This is a genomic window from Cedecea colo, from assembly GCF_011808225.1.
GTDB lineage: Bacteria > Pseudomonadota > Gammaproteobacteria > Enterobacterales > Enterobacteriaceae > Dryocola > Dryocola colo.
Map to the genome: position 1 here is coordinate 295,511 of NZ_SOYS01000002.1, position 15,518 is coordinate 311,028.

Genomic DNA, 15,518 nt, shown 5'->3' on the forward strand with positions numbered 1-15,518 from the left:
CTCCTTATGCCATGTCATCATTTTTAAATGATTTCGTGGCGCGGAACTGCCACAACGCCAGGCCAACCACGAAGATCGACAGCAGGATGGTGATGGTTGCCGCAATGGCGTACTGCGAAGATGACATCGTCAGCTTGTAGATCCACGAAACCAGGATGTCTGTTCCGCCTGCATTTGACCCCACCACGGCTGGCCCACCGTTGTTAAATAGATATATGATGTTGAAATTATTAAAATTGAAGGTGTACTGAGTGATGATGATTGGCGCAATGGCGTAAAGCACCAGCGGCAGCGTAATAGTGCGCAGTTTCGTTCCGGTGCTGGCGCCGTCCATGGTGGCCGCTTCGTAGAGATCGTCCGGGATGGCCTGCAGTACGCCCGTTGTCATCGCAAAGACAAACGGGAAACCCAGCCAGGTCTGCATCATTATTAGCGCAGTTTTGGTCCAGAACGGATCGGTCATCCACGCTTTCGGGCTGATGTTAAGGAAGGCCAGAATCGCATTGTTGATAACCCCAAAGGTGTCATTAAACATCCCGGCGAACACGAGGATGGTTACGAAACCCGGAACCGCCCAGGGCAGGATAAAAATAGTGCGAATCAGCGGCTTAAAGCGCAGATCTTTTTGATTAACCAGAATCGCCAGCATTACGCCAACGGTACACTGCAAGGTTGTCGCAAGCAGCGTCCAGACTACCGTCCACTGCAGGACGTCAAAGAAGGTCGAACGCCAGATAGATAAGGTGAAAATATTGACGAAGTTTTTAAACCCTACCCAGTTCACCAGCTTAGCGGGCGGCGTGTGGTAGAGGTTGTAGTTGGTAAAAGCGATGGCAAAACCGAACAGGATAGGAAAAATAACCACGAACACCAGCAAAATAAAGCCGGGGGTGATCATCAGATAAGGAAAACCTTCGCTCAGCAGCAGCTGATACTGTTTGCGTACGCTGTTGAGCTGCTCGCCGTCGTCGCGTTTTTTGCCGTTAACCCACGCGTCGCGCAGTGACAAATAATAGACGCTGACGCCAAACCCTATAATCAGCAGGCTGATAATGCCTTCTGCCAGCAAAAAGATTGAGTTATCTCGCGGCACTTCTTCACCCAGCGTAGACAGCCCCCACAGGCCCTCACGCAGGAAATCAGAAAAAATGCCCATAAAGCTGCTCAGCAGCACCAGGAAGACTCCCCCTTTCAGCCACTGGCGGTGATAAAACTGACCAAACCCCGGCACGATAGCCAATAACAGGCCACACCAGGCATGGCGACCTGCGCTACGCGCTTTCGCAATATTTCCGCTGGGACTGATAATCACACATGACTCCTTCTGAAAATGGGAGGCATCGCTCCCATTCTGTTACTACAAAGCGGTTACTGGTTGCTGGCCTGCATGGCTTCAATTTGCATTTTGATTTGCTTCTCCGCGCTGTCGAGGGCGGCCTTCGGCTCCTGTTTGCCGGTGAGGCTCAGCTCCAGCGCCGCATTGGCCGGTCCCCACACCTCACCCATTTCCGGGATACCGGGCATCGGTGTTGCGCGGGCAGACTGCACGGCGACCGCACTCGCCTTCTCGTCATTTTTAATCATCGGCTCGTCAATCATGGCCGTCATCGGCGGGATCTCACGAGTGGAGATGTAACGCGTTTTCACATATTGAGGCTGGTTGATGAACTCAATAAACTGCTGCGACAGCGCCTTATCTTTACTCCAGGTGGAGACCACATATCCTTTTACACCGAGGAACGAACTCATCGGTTTACCGTCCGGCAGCAGCGGTAGCGGCACAACGCCAAAGTTGATTCCGGCGGCTTCATAAGGTTGGAACGCCCACGGGCCGTTAATCACCGCCACCGCTTTTTTCTCAGTAAACAACGAGTCGATGGCGTTCAGGCCGTTATCGCCAATGAGTCCCGCCGGGAAAACTTTCTCGGTATAAAACTTTTTCAGGAAAGTGACAGCCTCCACGGCTCCCGGCTTGTTAAGGCCCACATCCTGCGCGTTTAAGCCGCCTTTGCCGTTGTCACCGAAGATGTAGCCGCCCATCGGGCCAATAGCGCCCCAGCTGTAGTAGATCTGATCAAATTTGGCCAGAAGACCGTATTTATTCTGCTCACGCTGTTTTTTCGAGTAGTCGAACCACTCCTGCAGCGTGCTGAGCGGCTTGTCAATCAGGTCTTTATTGTAAATAAGCACCAGCGTCTCAACGGCTTTCGGCACACCGTACTGAGTGTTATCCATGTTGAATGCGCGAACCGAGGCGGGAGTGAAAGCGTCAAGCTTTGATTTGTCCAGGTTCAGGGGGGTCAGCAACCCTTGTACAACGGCAGCGCCAAGCTGATCGTTGGGGATGACCAGCACGTCTGGCCCGATGCCCGCTGGGCCATCAAGACGCAGCTTTTCCAGCTGCTGTGCGTAAGGCATCTCCTGCACGTTGACCTTAACGTTGTACTGTTTTTCAAAATCGCTAACGGCATCTTGAATGCCCGGGGACTTTTTGATGTCTTCCCACACGTTAAGCTGCTGCGCGCCGTAAGCGGATAGACTAATAAGCTGCCCAACGGCAAGCGTTGAGAGGATTAGTGCAGTAAGAATGTTCTTTTTCATTATCAACCTCATGTGAAGGTATAACAATTAAGTAGTTTTAATGGTTTGTATTTTGCAGAAAAGCGGGCATGAATCGTGATTACAAGGCACCTTACCAACGTTCAGCCCAACACTTCGCATTTGTTATACGCTACACTTGATAGCGGTTTAACACGATAAAAAACTGCAAGTTGTGTGATCTTCTTAGCAGAAATGAAACTTACCTGTAGGGCGCTAACCCGCTGAAAGTTATAGTCACGCCATGAATTAAACGCTGTTGAGCATCCATTAGCTGAATTGTTATACGTAATACACAAATAGCTTCAGCACCGTCAAACCCCAACGGCAAACAACGGCTAATGATTTCGAGGAATGTTGATGTCTAATATCAGGCTTAGAAATGTTACTAAGCGATTCGGCAAAACCGAGACGCTGCACAATGTTAATCTTGACATTGAAGACGGTGAATTTGCGGTGTTTGTCGGCCCGTCCGGCTGCGGTAAATCTACGCTGCTGCGCATGATTGCGGGTCTGGAAGAGGTGAGCGACGGCGAAGTACTGATTGGCGATGAGGTGATGAACGATGTGGCGCCCGCGCACCGCGGCGTGGCGATGGTGTTTCAGTCTTATGCGCTCTATCCGCACATGACGGTTGCGGAGAATATGGGTTACGGTCTGAAGGTCAATAAAATGCCGAAAGATGAGATCCGTCATCAGGTGGAAATGGTGGCGAAAACCCTGCAGCTTTCTCATTTGCTGGATCGTAAACCAAAGCAACTTTCCGGCGGCCAGCGTCAGCGCGTGGCGATTGGCCGCGCCATCGTGCGCAATCCACAGGTGTTTATGTTCGATGAACCGCTATCAAATCTGGATGCTGAACTGCGCGTGGATATGCGTCTGCATATCGCCAAGCTGCATCAGGAAATGAAAGTCACCATGGTGTATGTGACCCACGATCAGATTGAGGCGATGACGCTTGCGGATAAAATCGTGGTGATGAACTACGGTAAAGTCGAGCAAATCGGCGCGCCTATGAGCCTTTACTACAATCCGGTGAATAAATTTGTGGCGGGTTTCATCGGCTCACCCAAAATGAACTTCTTGCCCGTTACCGTTATAGCCTGGCAGCCCGGCGAACTCACCGTCAGCGTGGCGCAAAACCAGACGCTAACGCTTGCACTCGATACCGCACCGCTCCAGCGAGGTGACAGTATCACGCTGGGTATCCGTCCCGAGCATCTGTCCACCAACGTTACCAACGGTACGGCACTGGAATTCAATTGTGAAGTTGTGGAGCGGTTGGGTAATAACACCTATCTGTTCGGGCAATGCTACGGTCACGATAACATTAAAATTCTGCTGCCCGGCGATGTTCAGTTCAAACCGTGGCAGAAGATAGGCGTGGCGTTTGATCCTAAGTACTGCATGGTTTTTGATGAAAATGACCTGCGTATTAACAGCGCAATCCCCTTCCCTGTCGGCCAGTAATCATAGCGCTCCTGAAATACGGGGCGCTCGTTTTTCCTCGTTTCCTTTCTGCTAAGGCTAAGTCAGAACCAACGAAATATTGAAGCCTTAGCCGACCTGCTTAAGCAGTATCGGCTCATAATATTCAATCTTTCTGAATAATCATCCACATATATGCCATGGTTTTATCTGCTTTTTTTGATGACATGGAACCCATTCGTTCGGCAATCTGCACAATTTCCCCATCCTGTCGGGCCAACCCGCGACGCGATAATCTCTTCCTGTTAGATAAAAGCGCCAGCCTGGCTCAGACAGACTTTATTTGCCGCCGCTGCTGACTCAGCTTGCGATATTGCTGAGGTGACATGCCGACATATTTAGCAAACGTACTGTAAAAACGGCTGCTGGAACGGAAACCGGCGATTAGGGCAACATCAAGGATGGTTTTGTCGGTATCGCTTAGCAGGGCGCGAACATGATTAATGCGCATCGCCGTAATGTATTGCTTCATGGTTAGCTGCATCACTCGCTGGAAAATTCCCATCGCATAGTTGGCGTTGAGCTTTACATGCTCCGCGACGTCGTTGATCGTCAGCGCCTGATCGTAGTTATCGGCAATAAATCCCAGCATCTGGCTGACGTAAAATTGCGCATGGCGCGAGACGCTGTTTTTATGCGTGCGTGAGGTTTTGTTAACCAGAATGGGCTGCCAGCCAGAAAGACTAAAACGCTTAAGCATCAAGCCGATTTCGTCCATTGCGAGCTGGCGAATTTGTTCGTCCGGGCTGCTTAACTCCTGCTGCCAGCGCTGGACTTCAAAGGTGCTGAGCTGCTGTGTGGCCAGTGATTTTATGACCATCCCATGCGTGACATGGTTAATCAAATCCCGGTCCAGCGGCCAGGAGAGAAACAGGTGCATCGGCAGATTAAAAATCGCCATGCGCTGGCAGTTGCCAGGACGGGTAAGCTGATGCGGAGTACAGGCCCAGAAGAGTGTGATATGCCCTTGTTTTATCTGTACTACTTCGTTATTAATCAGATATTCTACGTCGCCGTCGAATGGGACGTTTACCTCAACCTGTCCATGCCAGTGGCTGGCAGGCATGCTGTGCGGCGGACGCAGTTCGATCTCCATTCGTTGATATTCCGAGTACAGCGACAGCGGGCTACGGGTCTGCTTTTCGTCGCTGCTGCACATATACGGGTCGGGTAGAGAAGATATTGGCAGCGTATTCATGGTTACTCCATTTCCTGAATTATCAGAAATATGCCGCCAGCGTTGAAGCAAGACCGGGAATGAGGGCATAAAACCAACGTTTATTATAGATAGTAGCCTGGCTGCAAGGCCAGATACTCTGCTTTTTACGTTATTTTGTCCCAAAAACTCAGATCTCCTGTCAGCCAGCATAGGATCTGAGTTTATGGGAATACTCATCAGGGAAAACGGAAGTTTTCATCCGGTTAGCGTGCCACCATGATCTTGTTCAACAACCTTCTGGAGAGTCATGATGTCTGCACCCAAAATTACCTTTATCGGCGCTGGTTCGACTATTTTCGTGAAAAATATCCTCGGCGATGTTTTTCACCGCGAGGCGCTGAGATCGGCGCATATTGCGTTGATGGATATCGACGCGACTCGTCTTGAAGAGTCGCATATTGTCGTGCGCAAGCTGATGGATTCTGCCGGGGCTTCCGGCCATATTACCTGCCATACCAACCAGAAAAAGGCTCTGCAGGATGCTGACTTCGTGGTGGTTGCCTTCCAGATAGGCGGTTATGAACCGTGCACCGTCACCGATTTTGAGGTCTGTAAGCGTCACGGCCTGGAACAGACCATCGCCGATACGCTCGGCCCGGGCGGCATTATGCGTGCTCTGCGCACCATCCCGCACCTGTGGCAGATTTGCGAGGACATGACCGAAGTCTGTCCAAACGCCACAATGCTTAACTACGTTAACCCAATGGCGATGAACACTTGGGCGATGTATGCCCGTTATCCGCATATCAGGCAGATAGGTCTGTGCCACTCTGTACAGGGAACGGCAGAAGAGCTGGCGCACGACCTGGATCTCGATCCTGCTTCTTTGCGCTACCGCTGTGCCGGGATCAATCACATGGCGTTCTACCTTGAGCTGGAGCGCAAAACGGCCGATGGCACTTATGTGAATCTTTACCCGGAACTGCTGGCGGCGTATGAAACCGGGCAGGCGCCACAACCGAATATCCACGGTAACGAACGTTGTCAAAACATCGTGCGTTATGAAATGTTCAAAAAGCTGGGTTATTTCGTAACGGAATCGTCGGAGCACTTTGCCGAATACACACCGTGGTTTATCAAACCGGGACGTGAAGATTTAATCGAGCGCTATAAAGTCCCGTTGGATGAGTATCCGAAACGCTGTGTGGAGCAGCTGGCGAACTGGCATAAAGAGCTGGATGAGTACAAAACCGCCGATCGAATTGATATTAAACCGTCGCGGGAATATGCCAGCACCATTATGAACGCGATTTGGACAGGCGAGCCGAGCGTGATTTATGGCAACGTTCGTAACGATGCGTTAATCGACAACCTGCCGCAGGGCAGCTGCGTGGAAGTGGCCTGCCTGGTCGATGCGAACGGGATTCAGCCGACGAAGGTGGGGACTATTCCTTCGCATCTGGCGGCGATGATGCAAACTAATATTAATGTGCAAACGCTGCTTACCGAAGCCATCCTGACGGAAAACCGCGATCGCGTTTATCACGCGGCGATGATGGATCCCCACACGGCTGCCGTGCTGGGCATTGAAGAGATTTATGCGCTGGTAGATGACCTGATTGCCGCACATGGCGACTGGCTACCGGCCTGGCTCCACCGCTAATACCCCGCAACGCCGGGCGATAAGTCCGGCGTTCAACGACTAACGTTTCCAATTACAGAAGGCAGGCGCTGGCAACAGCGACCCGGTACCCTATGAGCATTTCAACGACAACAAAACTCAGTTATGGATTCGGAGCGTTTGGTAAGGATTTCGCTATCGGCATTGTGTATATGTACCTGATGTATTACTACACCGATGTGGTGGGATTATCGATGGGGCTCATCGGGACGCTATTTTTGGTGGCGCGAATCTGGGATGCGATAAACGATCCCATTATGGGCTGGATTGTTAACGCCACGCGTTCGCGATGGGGGAAATTTAAGCCGTGGATTTTTATTGGCACTTTAGCCAACTCGCTGGTGCTGTTTCTGCTTTTTAGTGCGCATCTTTTTGAAGGCACAACCCAGATTGTCTTCGTCTGCGTAACCTACATTTTGTGGGGCATGACCTATACCATCATGGATATTCCGTTCTGGTCGCTGGTGCCGACTATTACTCTCGACAAACGTGAACGCGAACAGCTGGTGCCTTTCCCACGCTTCTTCGCCAGCCTGGCCGGGTTTGTAACCGCCGGGGTGACGCTGCCGTTTGTGAATTATGTGGGCGGTGCGGATCGGGGTTTTGGTTTTCAGATGTTTACGCTGGTGCTGATCGCATTCTTCATCGCCTCGACTATCGTCACGCTGCGTAACGTGCATGAAGTCTTTTCCTCCGACAGTGACGCCACCGCTGACAGTTCCCGACTGTCGCTAAAATCCGTTGTCGGACTGATTTACAAGAACGATCAGCTTTCGTGCCTGCTGGGCATGGCGCTGGCCTATAATATTGCTTCTAATATTATCAGCGGCTTTGCTATCTACTACTTCACTTATGTTATTGGTAATGCCGATCTTTTCCCGTATTACATGTCCTACGCAGGCGCCGCGAACCTGTTGACGCTGATCCTCTTCCCCCGGCTGGTGAAAATGCTGTCTCGCCGTATTTTGTGGGCAGGTGCATCAATGTTGCCGGTTCTGAGCTGCGGCGTACTCTTTGCGATGGCGTTAGCGGGGAGCCATCACGCTGCTCTGATTGTGGTCGCAGGGATTTTGATGAACACAGGAACCGCGCTCTTCTGGGTATTGCAGGTCATTATGGTGGCTGACACCGTCGATTACGGCGAATGTAAACTCAATGTTCGCTGTGAGAGTATCGCCTATTCTGTACAAACCATGGTGGTGAAAGGCGGCTCGGCGTTTGCGGCGTTATTTATCGCCATTGTGCTGGGATTGATTGGCTATGTCCCGAATATCGCTCAGTCTGCACAAACGATTCAGGGGATGCAGTTCATCATGATTGCGCTGCCAGCACTGTTTTTCATGATAACACTCGTCCTCTACTTCCGCTTCTACCGCCTGAATGGCGATACGCTGCGTAAGGTTCAGATCCTCCTGCTGGATAAGTACCGTAAAATGCCACAGGCCGAAGTGCAACCTGAGACACCGGCTATTCCTGCGTCTGTTGTAGCAGTTGGCGATATGAAGGCGTAACCATGGACTGGACTTCAACGATTGGTTATCTGGCGGCAAGTCTGACGACGCTCTCTTTTTTGCCGCAGGCATTTAAAGTTATCACTACCCAAAATACGCAGGGAATTTCCGGGCTGATGTATGTGATGTTTGTTACTGGGCTGGTGATATGGCTGGTTTATGGGCTGCTGATTGGAGATGCGGCCGTGAGTATGGCGAATTTTTTAACGCTGGTGTTCGCCTTGCCGATTCTGGTGATGAAATATCGTAAAGGATAATGCTGCTTAGCGGGAAAGCGCTGAAGGAAATCAGAATCTGCTTTAGATTATGTCAGCTTAAGGATTATTGCGGCAAAAACGAAAAAGCCCGGGCTTGTTACAAGCTCGGGCTTAAACGTTGGCAGAAGCGCAAAGCTTAGCACTCTGGAACCCTTTCGGGCCGCTGGTTGCCAGGGCTGGCCAGGCCATACGAACTTAATAACAAGCGCTTGCCTTTTATAGCTGCTACAGCTTCGTAATTTTACCTTTATCAAAATCACCGGGATAACCGTTTACGGCAAGTTCGTCTATCAACCCTTTCTTGATAAATGCGTGGATATAAAATTCCTGCAAACGCTTTTTGCGGTTAATTTTTGTGCGAATGAGGCTGTAGAGGAATGAATCAGTTATTATGTCCTGCTTCACGCCTTAATCATTAGATAGCTGTTTCTCTGCTCGTCAGCAAATCTTAATAACGCTTCATCTACCACGGCTGCTGAATACCCTGCCCGGCAAAATACAGCATGTCGCGTCCCCCTGGCTACGAGATGGATGAGCACTTCCGCGGTCTTTACTGTTATGACTGTCCATCCGGCTGATTTTTAATGATGTTGTTTACAAGGTTTGCAATATTCGTATCATTGCAAACCTTACGTGTTATATAAGATGAGATGAAATTGTGGAGAAGTAATTTTTAAAAGAATGCCTCAGGGTAGAAGTAATTGGGGGAAGAGACAAAAAATTTTCATGGAGCAGGGCTTGTCGTCACGCATGGCGTCAACCGAAACGCAGGTTCCTTTTTTGGTGGCGCATAGCCTCATACATTTATTCTACAAATGGGAAGAGGGGAAATAAGCCTGCCACCTTTTTGAACAGGCGACTGATGAAAAAATACAATACCGAAATTGGCCTCTGTGCGGGAATAAAACCAGGGCTCTTCATTGCGCATTATAATGGCATTGTCGTTTCCTCATATTGTGATATTGGTGAAAATTTCATATTAAGAAAAACACGACAATCGGAATTAAAACACCCGGTAAAAATGATGATGAGTATAAGATTACCATTGGCGACAATGTAGTTATCGGCGCGAATAGTTGCATAATCTCTGATAATTTAACCATAGGCAGTAACGTAAAAATAGGAGCCATGTCGTTCATTAACAAAAACATACCTGATAACTGCATATACTACACAAAAAGAGAACATACTTGTGTGATAAGGGAGCAGTAATTCTCCCTAAATTATTTTCCTTATTCCTACACTGGCTTATCTGGCCATAAAATATCAGGATCCGTTGTGATATCAACGCGGGTTAATAGAAGAAAATATTTTCCCCGTTCCAGCGATACCTTCTGCTGTTCTTCTGCTGCGATATTAAGATCGGCGGCGTTCTGTAGCGGGCCGATTCTTTTCACGGTGCGATCAAGTAGCACATTCCTCTCTTGTGATGCGGCTTCAGGCTGGGCATTCCGTTCCGCTTCCTTGTCTTTTACCCCATTATCCCCCGTTCCATACTTGATAATTGCCAGCAAGGCAACAGAAACAGCAGCATCAGGCCAGGCACTCAATTGGCTACTTGCAATAGCCTGCCCTGTCTGAGTGTTGTAATCGCCGCGTTTACGCGCGGCCGTGGATCTCGCTACCCAAAAAACTGATTAGCCGGTGAGCTGCCAGATCCCTGAACCATCTGGCGGCAAAAGGAATAAAAAATGTTCACTACCTGGTGCAATAAGCAAAGAAAGCAGTCGTGCTGGAGATTGGGCGCTCTATCCCCGGAACGTTTCATGACCTCAAGGCAAAGGCGATTTCGGACTATGAAGGAGGTTCCCTAAATGAAACAGCTTTTCTCCGGGCACAAGACAGAAAGTCAGGTTAATACTTATGATCGCAAGGTGAAAATTTCACCTACGTTGGATGTGCCGATGATGGCTAAAGAGGAAGGGAAAACGGGTGCGTAAAGCAAGAATATACCAGGTAAATATACCAACACCCCAAAAGCAAAAGGGGTCGCCTTTCGGCAACCCCTTGATAATGTTGGCGGAAGCGCAGAGATTCGAACTCTGGAACCCTTTCGGGTCGCCGGTTTTCAAGACCGGTGCCTTCAACCGCTCGGCCACACTTCCAACGAGGCGAACTATAAACATACCCATACTTCATGTAAAGCATGATTTTGTTCGTTCGCCTGAAAAACAAGCAAATTTGCATCGTTTGGCTGAAACATCAACAATTTGACCGGTTTATCGACATCGCTTGCGGAAGTATTTAGTGTTTTTTGATGTACATATCCTTTGTGTAGTAGAAGCCAAGGTTACCGGGCGCGTATCCCCCCACGAAAGGTTTTACCAGCTGAGCCAGTACATAGTGATAAACCGGGATGGCCGGCACATCCTGAGCAAGCTGATTTTCCGCCTGTTGGTAAAATTTCCCACGAGCCTCGACATTATCCGCTTTCGCAGCGTTCTTTAACGCTTCATCAAACCTGGCATTGGTATACTGGGAAGTGTTTTCGCTATCGCCGGTGCGGAAGTTGTTCAGGAAGGTGGATGCGTCATCGTAATCCGCTATCCACGCATACCGCACCATATCGAAATTGCCGCTGTGCATAGTATCGAGCATGGTTTTCCATTCCTGATTTTGCAGCCTTGCGACCACCCCCAGGTTCTTGCTCCACATTGAACTGACCGCAATGGCGATGCGTTTATGGTTTTCAGAAGTGTTGTACAGTAGGTTGAAACTTAACGGATGCGCAGCATTATATCCTGCTGCTTCCAGCAGATGTTTCGCCTCTTCAACCCGTTTCTCGTGGCTCCAGCTTGCGTAGTCGGGCGATTTAAGCTCTACCCCACCGATTTTTTTCTGGCTAATGACCCAGGCGGGGATTTGTCCCTGCCCCAGCACCTTATCCGCGATAATATCCTTATCCAGCGCCATGTTCAGCGCTCTGCGAACCCGTGCATCATTAAATGGCGCTTTGGTGGTATTAAATTCAAAATAATAGGTCGCAAGTTTTGGCGTAACGTGCACCTGATCCGGCATGGATTTTTTCAGAGAAGCAAACAAGGTTTGCGGCAGGGAGTAAACGATATCAATTTCACCTGCCTTATAACGATTGATATCTGCCGTCTCGGAACCGATCGGCAGATACGTTACCTTATTAATAACGGTGTGTTTGTTGTCCCAGTATTGAGCATTTCTTTCAGCAACGATTTTTTCATTCACCACCCATTGAACAGGCTTGTATGCCCCGCTGCCGACGAAATTACCGGGCTGGGTCCATTTCTCGCCAAACTTTTCAAGAAGAGTTTTATCCACAGGCACCAGCGATGGATGCGCCAGCATGGCAAGGAACGCGGCTGTCGGCTGGGTGAGGGTTATCTGAAGCGTGCTGTCATCCAGTGCTTTGATGCCGAGCGTATCCGCAGTTTTAGTCCCCTGCGCGATTTCCGCCGCATTTTGCAGATGCATATTGCCGAGATAGCTTGCATAAGGAGAAGCTGTTTTCGGATCGACCAGACGTTGCCAGCTCCAGACAACATCTTCAGCCGTAATCGGCTGACCATTCGACCATTTAATACCCGGACGTAAATGGAACGTCCAGACGGTGCTGCCTTTCTCTTCCCATTTTTCTGCCAGGCGCGGCTCAATTGAACCGTCGCGGCGCACGGCTACCAGACCGTCGAAAAAGTCGCTGATGAGATTAAATTCAACATCACTTTCGACCTTATGGGGATCCAGGGAAGCGGGTTCGCTGCCGTTGTTACGGACAAGCTCCTGCTTTGTTGCGAGTTCCGTTCCTTGCGGTACATTTGCGGCCCAGGCACCAGAAGAAGCTGCACTAATCAGGCTCAGGGCGATAATCGATTTGATGAACGTGTTGTAGTTTGCTTTCATTAAACGCGCCTTGTTTGAGTTATTAATGACGGTACGGCTACCACTTTTAGTCATGACCGCGCGTTAATGCAATATTTTTCAGGAACCTATAAGGGACAAATATGGAACGCTTTCTGAACGGTTTTTTTGACAATGACAGGTAAAGATGGGTAAAAAAGCTTTTGTGCAATAAAGGTGCCGCTTATTCTCCATCACCATATCCACCTGTAATAAGAGAGAGTTTCTGAATGGATCGCATAATTACCTCCTCGCGTGGCCGTTCGTCACTGCTAAGCACTCACAAGGTGCTCCGTAATACCTATTTCCTGCTCAGCCTGACGCTGGCCTTCTCTGCGTTAGTTGCCACGGCCAGCACCGTGCTGATGCTGCCTTCGCCGGGTCTGATCCTGACGCTGGTTGGTATGTATGGCCTGATGTTTCTGACCTACCGCCTGGCAAATAAGCCAACCGGGATTATTGCAGCTTTTGCCTTTACCGGTTTCCTTGGCTATATCCTGGGACCGATCCTTAACGCCTATCTGTCTGCCGGTATGGGCGACGTCATTGGTATGGCGCTGGGCGGTACTGCCCTGGTATTCTTCTGCTGCTCTGCTTACGTTCTGACAACCCGTAAAGACATGTCTTTCCTGGGTGGAATGTTAATGGCGGGCGTCGTGGTAGTGCTGGTTGGCATGGTCGCGAATATCTTCCTGCAGCTGCCTGCGTTACATCTGGCTATCAGCGCGGTGTTTATTCTGATCTCCTCGGGTGCCATCCTGTTTGAGACCAGCAATATCATCCGCGGCGGTGAAACAAACTATATTCGTGCTACGGTGAGCCTGTACGTTTCCCTGTACAATATCTTCATCAGCTTGTTGAGCATTCTGGGTTTCGCCAGCCGCGATTAACGGCAGCGTTTCTCAACTGAACCATAGCCCCGCCATGCGGGGCTTTGTTTTTTCTGAGCGAGCAAATTTGTTACACTGCGCGCAGTTTGATTAAGGTTGCAGATGACTATGTTGACGTTCGAAGGAAAAGAAATAGCAACAGATGCTGATGGGTATCTGAAAAACAGCGCGGAATGGAGCGAGCCGCTTGCCGTGGTTATCGCGGAAAAAGAAGGGATTACGCTCGCGGTGGAGCACTGGGAAGTGGTGCGTTTCGTGCGCGAATTCTATCTGGAATTTAACACCTCTCCGGCGATTCGCATGCTGGTTAAGGCTATGGCTAACAAATTTGGCGAGGAAAAAGGTAACAGTCGCTACCTGTATTGCCTCTTTCCAAAAGGCCCGGCTAAGCAAGCCACCAAAATTGCAGGCCTGCCCAAGCCGGTGAAATGTATTTAGTATTTAGTAGCGGATCCCAAAGTTGGTCCATTCTCTGTCGGGTTGGTGAGGTTCTGTGAGCACTTTATCAACCCTGGCGCTGCGTGGCCCTCCCGCTTTCAGCCAGTCGACAAGCTGTTCAACCTGCTCCGCTTCACCACAGGCCAGCACTTCAACGCTGCCGTCATCCATATTGCGCGCGTAGCCGGTAAGGCCCAGCTTCTGTGCTTCGTGCTGCGTACTGTAGCGAAAACCAACCCCCTGAACCATACCGTGGACCCAGGCAAGCGTGCATACTGATGCCATAACTTCCTCCGTTTAGGGTTCTTGCGTTGCATTTCTACGGTGTAACCCGGAAAATGACGCCCAATTCTTAGCAAAACAGCATAACAAAATATGACCGTACGTTTAGTGTTAACCAAAGGGCGCGAAAAATCTTTATTGCGCCGTCATCCGTGGGTGTTTTCTGGTGCAGTCGCTCGCCTGGAAGGAAAAGCCAATCTCGGCGAAACCATTGATATCGTCGACAGCCAGGGTAAGTGGTTAGCGCGTGCAGCCTACTCTCCCTCTTCGCAAATCCGCGCCCGCGTGTGGACATTTGATGCTAACGAAAGCATCGATATCGCCTTTTTCACTCGCCGTCTGCAGCAGGCGCAGCAGTGGCGGGAATGGCTTGCTAAGCGTGACGGGCTGGACAGCTACCGTCTTATCGCCGGAGAGTCCGACGGACTGCCTGGCGTGACTATCGACCGCTTCGGCAATTTCCTCGTGCTGCAACTGCTCTCAGCTGGCGCCGAATACCAGCGCCCGGCCCTGGTTGCAGCGCTGCAAAATCTCTATCCGGCATGCGCCATTTATGATCGTTCAGACGTTGCCGTGCGTAAAAAAGAAGGTATGGAACTAACGCAGGGCCCGATTAGCGGTGAGTTACCGCCTGAGCTGCTGCCAATTGAAGAACACGGCATGAAGCTGCTGGTGGATATTAAAGGCGGTCACAAAACGGGTTATTACCTCGATCAGCGCGACAGCCGCTTTGCCACGCGCCAGTACGTTAAAGATAAACGTGTTCTGAACTGCTTCTCCTATACCGGCGGTTTCGCCGTTTCTGCTTTGATGGGCGGCTGCAGCCAGGTGGTGAGCGTTGATACTTCGCAGGACGCGCTGGACATCGCAAAGCAAAACGTCGAGCTGAATAAGCTGGATCTCAGCAAAGCTCAATTCCTGCGTGATGATGTTTTCAAACTGCTGCGTAAATATCGCGACGGGGGCGAGAAGTTCGACGTTATCGTGATGGACCCGCCAAAGTTTGTAGAAAACAAAAATCAGTTGATGGGCGCCTGCCGCGGTTACAAGGATATCAATATGCTGGCCATTCAGCTTCTGAACCCGGGCGGCATTTTGATGACCTTCTCCTGTTCCGGCCTGATGACCACCGATTTATTCCAGAAAATCATTGCTGATGCCGCCGTAGATGCCGGGCGTGATGTACAATTTATAGAGCAGTTCCGTCAGGCGGCCGATCACCCGGTGATCGCAACCTATCCGGAAGGTCTTTATCTGAAAGGGTTTGCCTGTCGCGTCATGTAGCTTGAAAAGTGGAAAGTTGCCCGCATATCTCTATGCAGAATAACGTTTCCCGGGAGGTGA

The 15,518-nt window shown here is 50.2% G+C and carries 13 protein-coding genes, 1 tRNA gene and 2 pseudogenes; 9 read left to right on the forward strand and 7 right to left on the reverse strand.

Annotation, left to right across the window (positions count from 1 at the left end):
- Positions 1 to 4: 4 nt before the first annotated feature.
- Complete coding sequence (locus E2L00_RS05805; protein ID WP_167608287.1) at positions 5 to 1,312, reverse strand: ABC transporter permease subunit; 1,308 nt, start codon at positions 1,310 to 1,312, stop codon at positions 5 to 7.
- 56 nt (positions 1,313 to 1,368) lie between these two features.
- Positions 1,369 to 2,601 (reverse strand): extracellular solute-binding protein, encoded by a 1,233-nt coding sequence (locus E2L00_RS05810; protein WP_167608290.1) that lies wholly within the window; start codon positions 2,599 to 2,601, stop codon positions 1,369 to 1,371.
- A 357-nt stretch (positions 2,602 to 2,958) separates the two neighbouring features.
- Between E2L00_RS05810 and E2L00_RS05815 the strand changes: the two genes are divergently transcribed.
- Positions 2,959 to 4,068: an ABC transporter ATP-binding protein gene (locus E2L00_RS05815; protein ID WP_167608293.1), complete on the forward strand. Its 1,110-nt coding sequence runs from the start codon at positions 2,959 to 2,961 to the stop codon at positions 4,066 to 4,068.
- A 286-nt stretch (positions 4,069 to 4,354) separates the two neighbouring features.
- On the opposite strand, the gene melR is transcribed toward E2L00_RS05815, so the two are convergent.
- Positions 4,355 to 5,284: a transcriptional regulator MelR gene (gene melR, locus E2L00_RS05820; RefSeq protein ID WP_167608296.1), complete on the reverse strand. Its 930-nt coding sequence runs from the start codon at positions 5,282 to 5,284 to the stop codon at positions 4,355 to 4,357.
- 268 nt (positions 5,285 to 5,552) lie between these two features.
- On the opposite strand from melR, the gene melA reads away from it, so the two are divergent.
- From melA to E2L00_RS21545, 4 genes are all read left to right on the forward strand, one after another.
- Complete coding sequence (gene melA, locus E2L00_RS05825; protein WP_167608299.1) at positions 5,553 to 6,908, forward strand: alpha-galactosidase; 1,356 nt, start codon at positions 5,553 to 5,555, stop codon at positions 6,906 to 6,908.
- Between the two features lie 92 nt (positions 6,909 to 7,000).
- Positions 7,001 to 8,437 (forward strand): melibiose:sodium transporter MelB, encoded by a 1,437-nt coding sequence (gene melB, locus E2L00_RS05830; RefSeq protein ID WP_167608302.1) that lies wholly within the window; start codon positions 7,001 to 7,003, stop codon positions 8,435 to 8,437.
- 2 nt (positions 8,438 to 8,439) lie between these two features.
- The gene (locus tag E2L00_RS05835) at positions 8,440 to 8,694 is read left to right on the forward strand and encodes a SemiSWEET transporter (RefSeq protein ID WP_167608305.1); all 255 of its coding nucleotides are present in this window, start codon (positions 8,440 to 8,442) and stop codon (positions 8,692 to 8,694) included.
- Between the two features lie 1,083 nt (positions 8,695 to 9,777).
- Positions 9,778 to 9,906 (forward strand): LbetaH domain-containing protein, encoded by a 129-nt coding sequence (locus E2L00_RS21545; RefSeq protein ID WP_338031907.1) that lies wholly within the window; start codon positions 9,778 to 9,780, stop codon positions 9,904 to 9,906.
- A 26-nt stretch (positions 9,907 to 9,932) separates the two neighbouring features.
- On the opposite strand, the pseudogene E2L00_RS05845 reads toward E2L00_RS21545, so the two are convergent.
- Positions 9,933 to 10,274 (reverse strand): annotated as a pseudogene (locus tag E2L00_RS05845) (tail fiber assembly protein); the annotation flags it as partial.
- Positions 10,275 to 10,453: 179 nt separating this feature from the next.
- Between E2L00_RS05845 and E2L00_RS05850 the strand changes: the two are divergent.
- Positions 10,454 to 10,634: pseudogene (locus E2L00_RS05850) on the forward strand (tyrosine-type recombinase/integrase); the annotation flags it as partial.
- A gap of 77 nt (positions 10,635 to 10,711) precedes the next feature.
- Here E2L00_RS05850 and E2L00_RS05855 read toward each other — a convergent pair.
- Together E2L00_RS05855 and E2L00_RS05860 are read right to left on the reverse strand one after the other, a co-directional pair.
- A tRNA-Ser gene (locus E2L00_RS05855) sits at positions 10,712 to 10,799 on the reverse strand.
- 139 nt (positions 10,800 to 10,938) lie between these two features.
- Positions 10,939 to 12,567, reverse strand: coding sequence for an ABC transporter substrate-binding protein (locus tag E2L00_RS05860; protein WP_167608308.1), 1,629 nt, complete (start codon positions 12,565 to 12,567; stop codon positions 10,939 to 10,941).
- 227 nt (positions 12,568 to 12,794) lie between these two features.
- Between E2L00_RS05860 and yccA the strand changes: the two genes are divergently transcribed.
- Entirely contained in the window at positions 12,795 to 13,454 is a 660-nt protein-coding gene (yccA, locus tag E2L00_RS05865) for an FtsH protease modulator YccA (RefSeq protein ID WP_167608311.1), read from the forward strand.
- A 108-nt stretch (positions 13,455 to 13,562) separates the two neighbouring features.
- The gene (gene tusE, locus E2L00_RS05870; protein ID WP_167609634.1) at positions 13,563 to 13,892 is read left to right on the forward strand and encodes a sulfurtransferase TusE; all 330 of its coding nucleotides are present in this window, start codon (positions 13,563 to 13,565) and stop codon (positions 13,890 to 13,892) included.
- A 3-nt stretch (positions 13,893 to 13,895) separates the two neighbouring features.
- On the opposite strand, the gene yccX is transcribed toward tusE, so the two are convergent.
- A complete protein-coding gene (yccX, locus tag E2L00_RS05875; protein ID WP_167608314.1) occupies positions 13,896 to 14,177 on the reverse strand; it encodes an acylphosphatase in 282 nt (93 codons plus the stop codon).
- 90 nt (positions 14,178 to 14,267) lie between these two features.
- Here yccX and rlmI point away from each other — a divergent pair, with 90 nt between their 5' ends.
- Positions 14,268 to 15,458, forward strand: a complete 1,191-nt coding sequence (gene rlmI, locus E2L00_RS05880; RefSeq protein WP_167608317.1) for a 23S rRNA (cytosine(1962)-C(5))-methyltransferase RlmI — start codon at positions 14,268 to 14,270, stop codon at positions 15,456 to 15,458.
- The last annotated feature ends 60 nt before the right edge of the window (positions 15,459 to 15,518 follow it).

What these genes read in the sequence shown, in the direction of transcription:
- E2L00_RS05810 (WP_167608290.1), bottom strand. Translation starts at nt 2,601, where the DNA reads ATGAAAAAGAACATTCTTACTGCACTAATCCTCTCAACGCTTGCCGTT.
- E2L00_RS05815 (WP_167608293.1), top strand. Translation starts at nt 2,959, where the DNA reads ATGTCTAATATCAGGCTTAGAAATGTTACTAAGCGATTCGGCAAAACC.
- melR (WP_167608296.1), bottom strand. Translation starts at nt 5,284, where the DNA reads ATGAATACGCTGCCAATATCTTCTCTACCCGACCCGTATATGTGCAGC.
- melA (WP_167608299.1), top strand. Translation starts at nt 5,553, where the DNA reads ATGATGTCTGCACCCAAAATTACCTTTATCGGCGCTGGTTCGACTATT.
- melB (WP_167608302.1), top strand. Translation starts at nt 7,001, where the DNA reads ATGAGCATTTCAACGACAACAAAACTCAGTTATGGATTCGGAGCGTTT.
- E2L00_RS05835 (WP_167608305.1), top strand. Translation starts at nt 8,440, where the DNA reads ATGGACTGGACTTCAACGATTGGTTATCTGGCGGCAAGTCTGACGACG.
- E2L00_RS05860 (WP_167608308.1), bottom strand. Translation starts at nt 12,567, where the DNA reads ATGAAAGCAAACTACAACACGTTCATCAAATCGATTATCGCCCTGAGC.
- yccA (WP_167608311.1), top strand. Translation starts at nt 12,795, where the DNA reads ATGGATCGCATAATTACCTCCTCGCGTGGCCGTTCGTCACTGCTAAGC.
- tusE (WP_167609634.1), top strand. Translation starts at nt 13,563, where the DNA reads ATGTTGACGTTCGAAGGAAAAGAAATAGCAACAGATGCTGATGGGTAT.
- yccX (WP_167608314.1), bottom strand. Translation starts at nt 14,177, where the DNA reads ATGGCATCAGTATGCACGCTTGCCTGGGTCCACGGTATGGTTCAGGGG.
- rlmI (WP_167608317.1), top strand. Translation starts at nt 14,268, where the DNA reads ATGACCGTACGTTTAGTGTTAACCAAAGGGCGCGAAAAATCTTTATTG.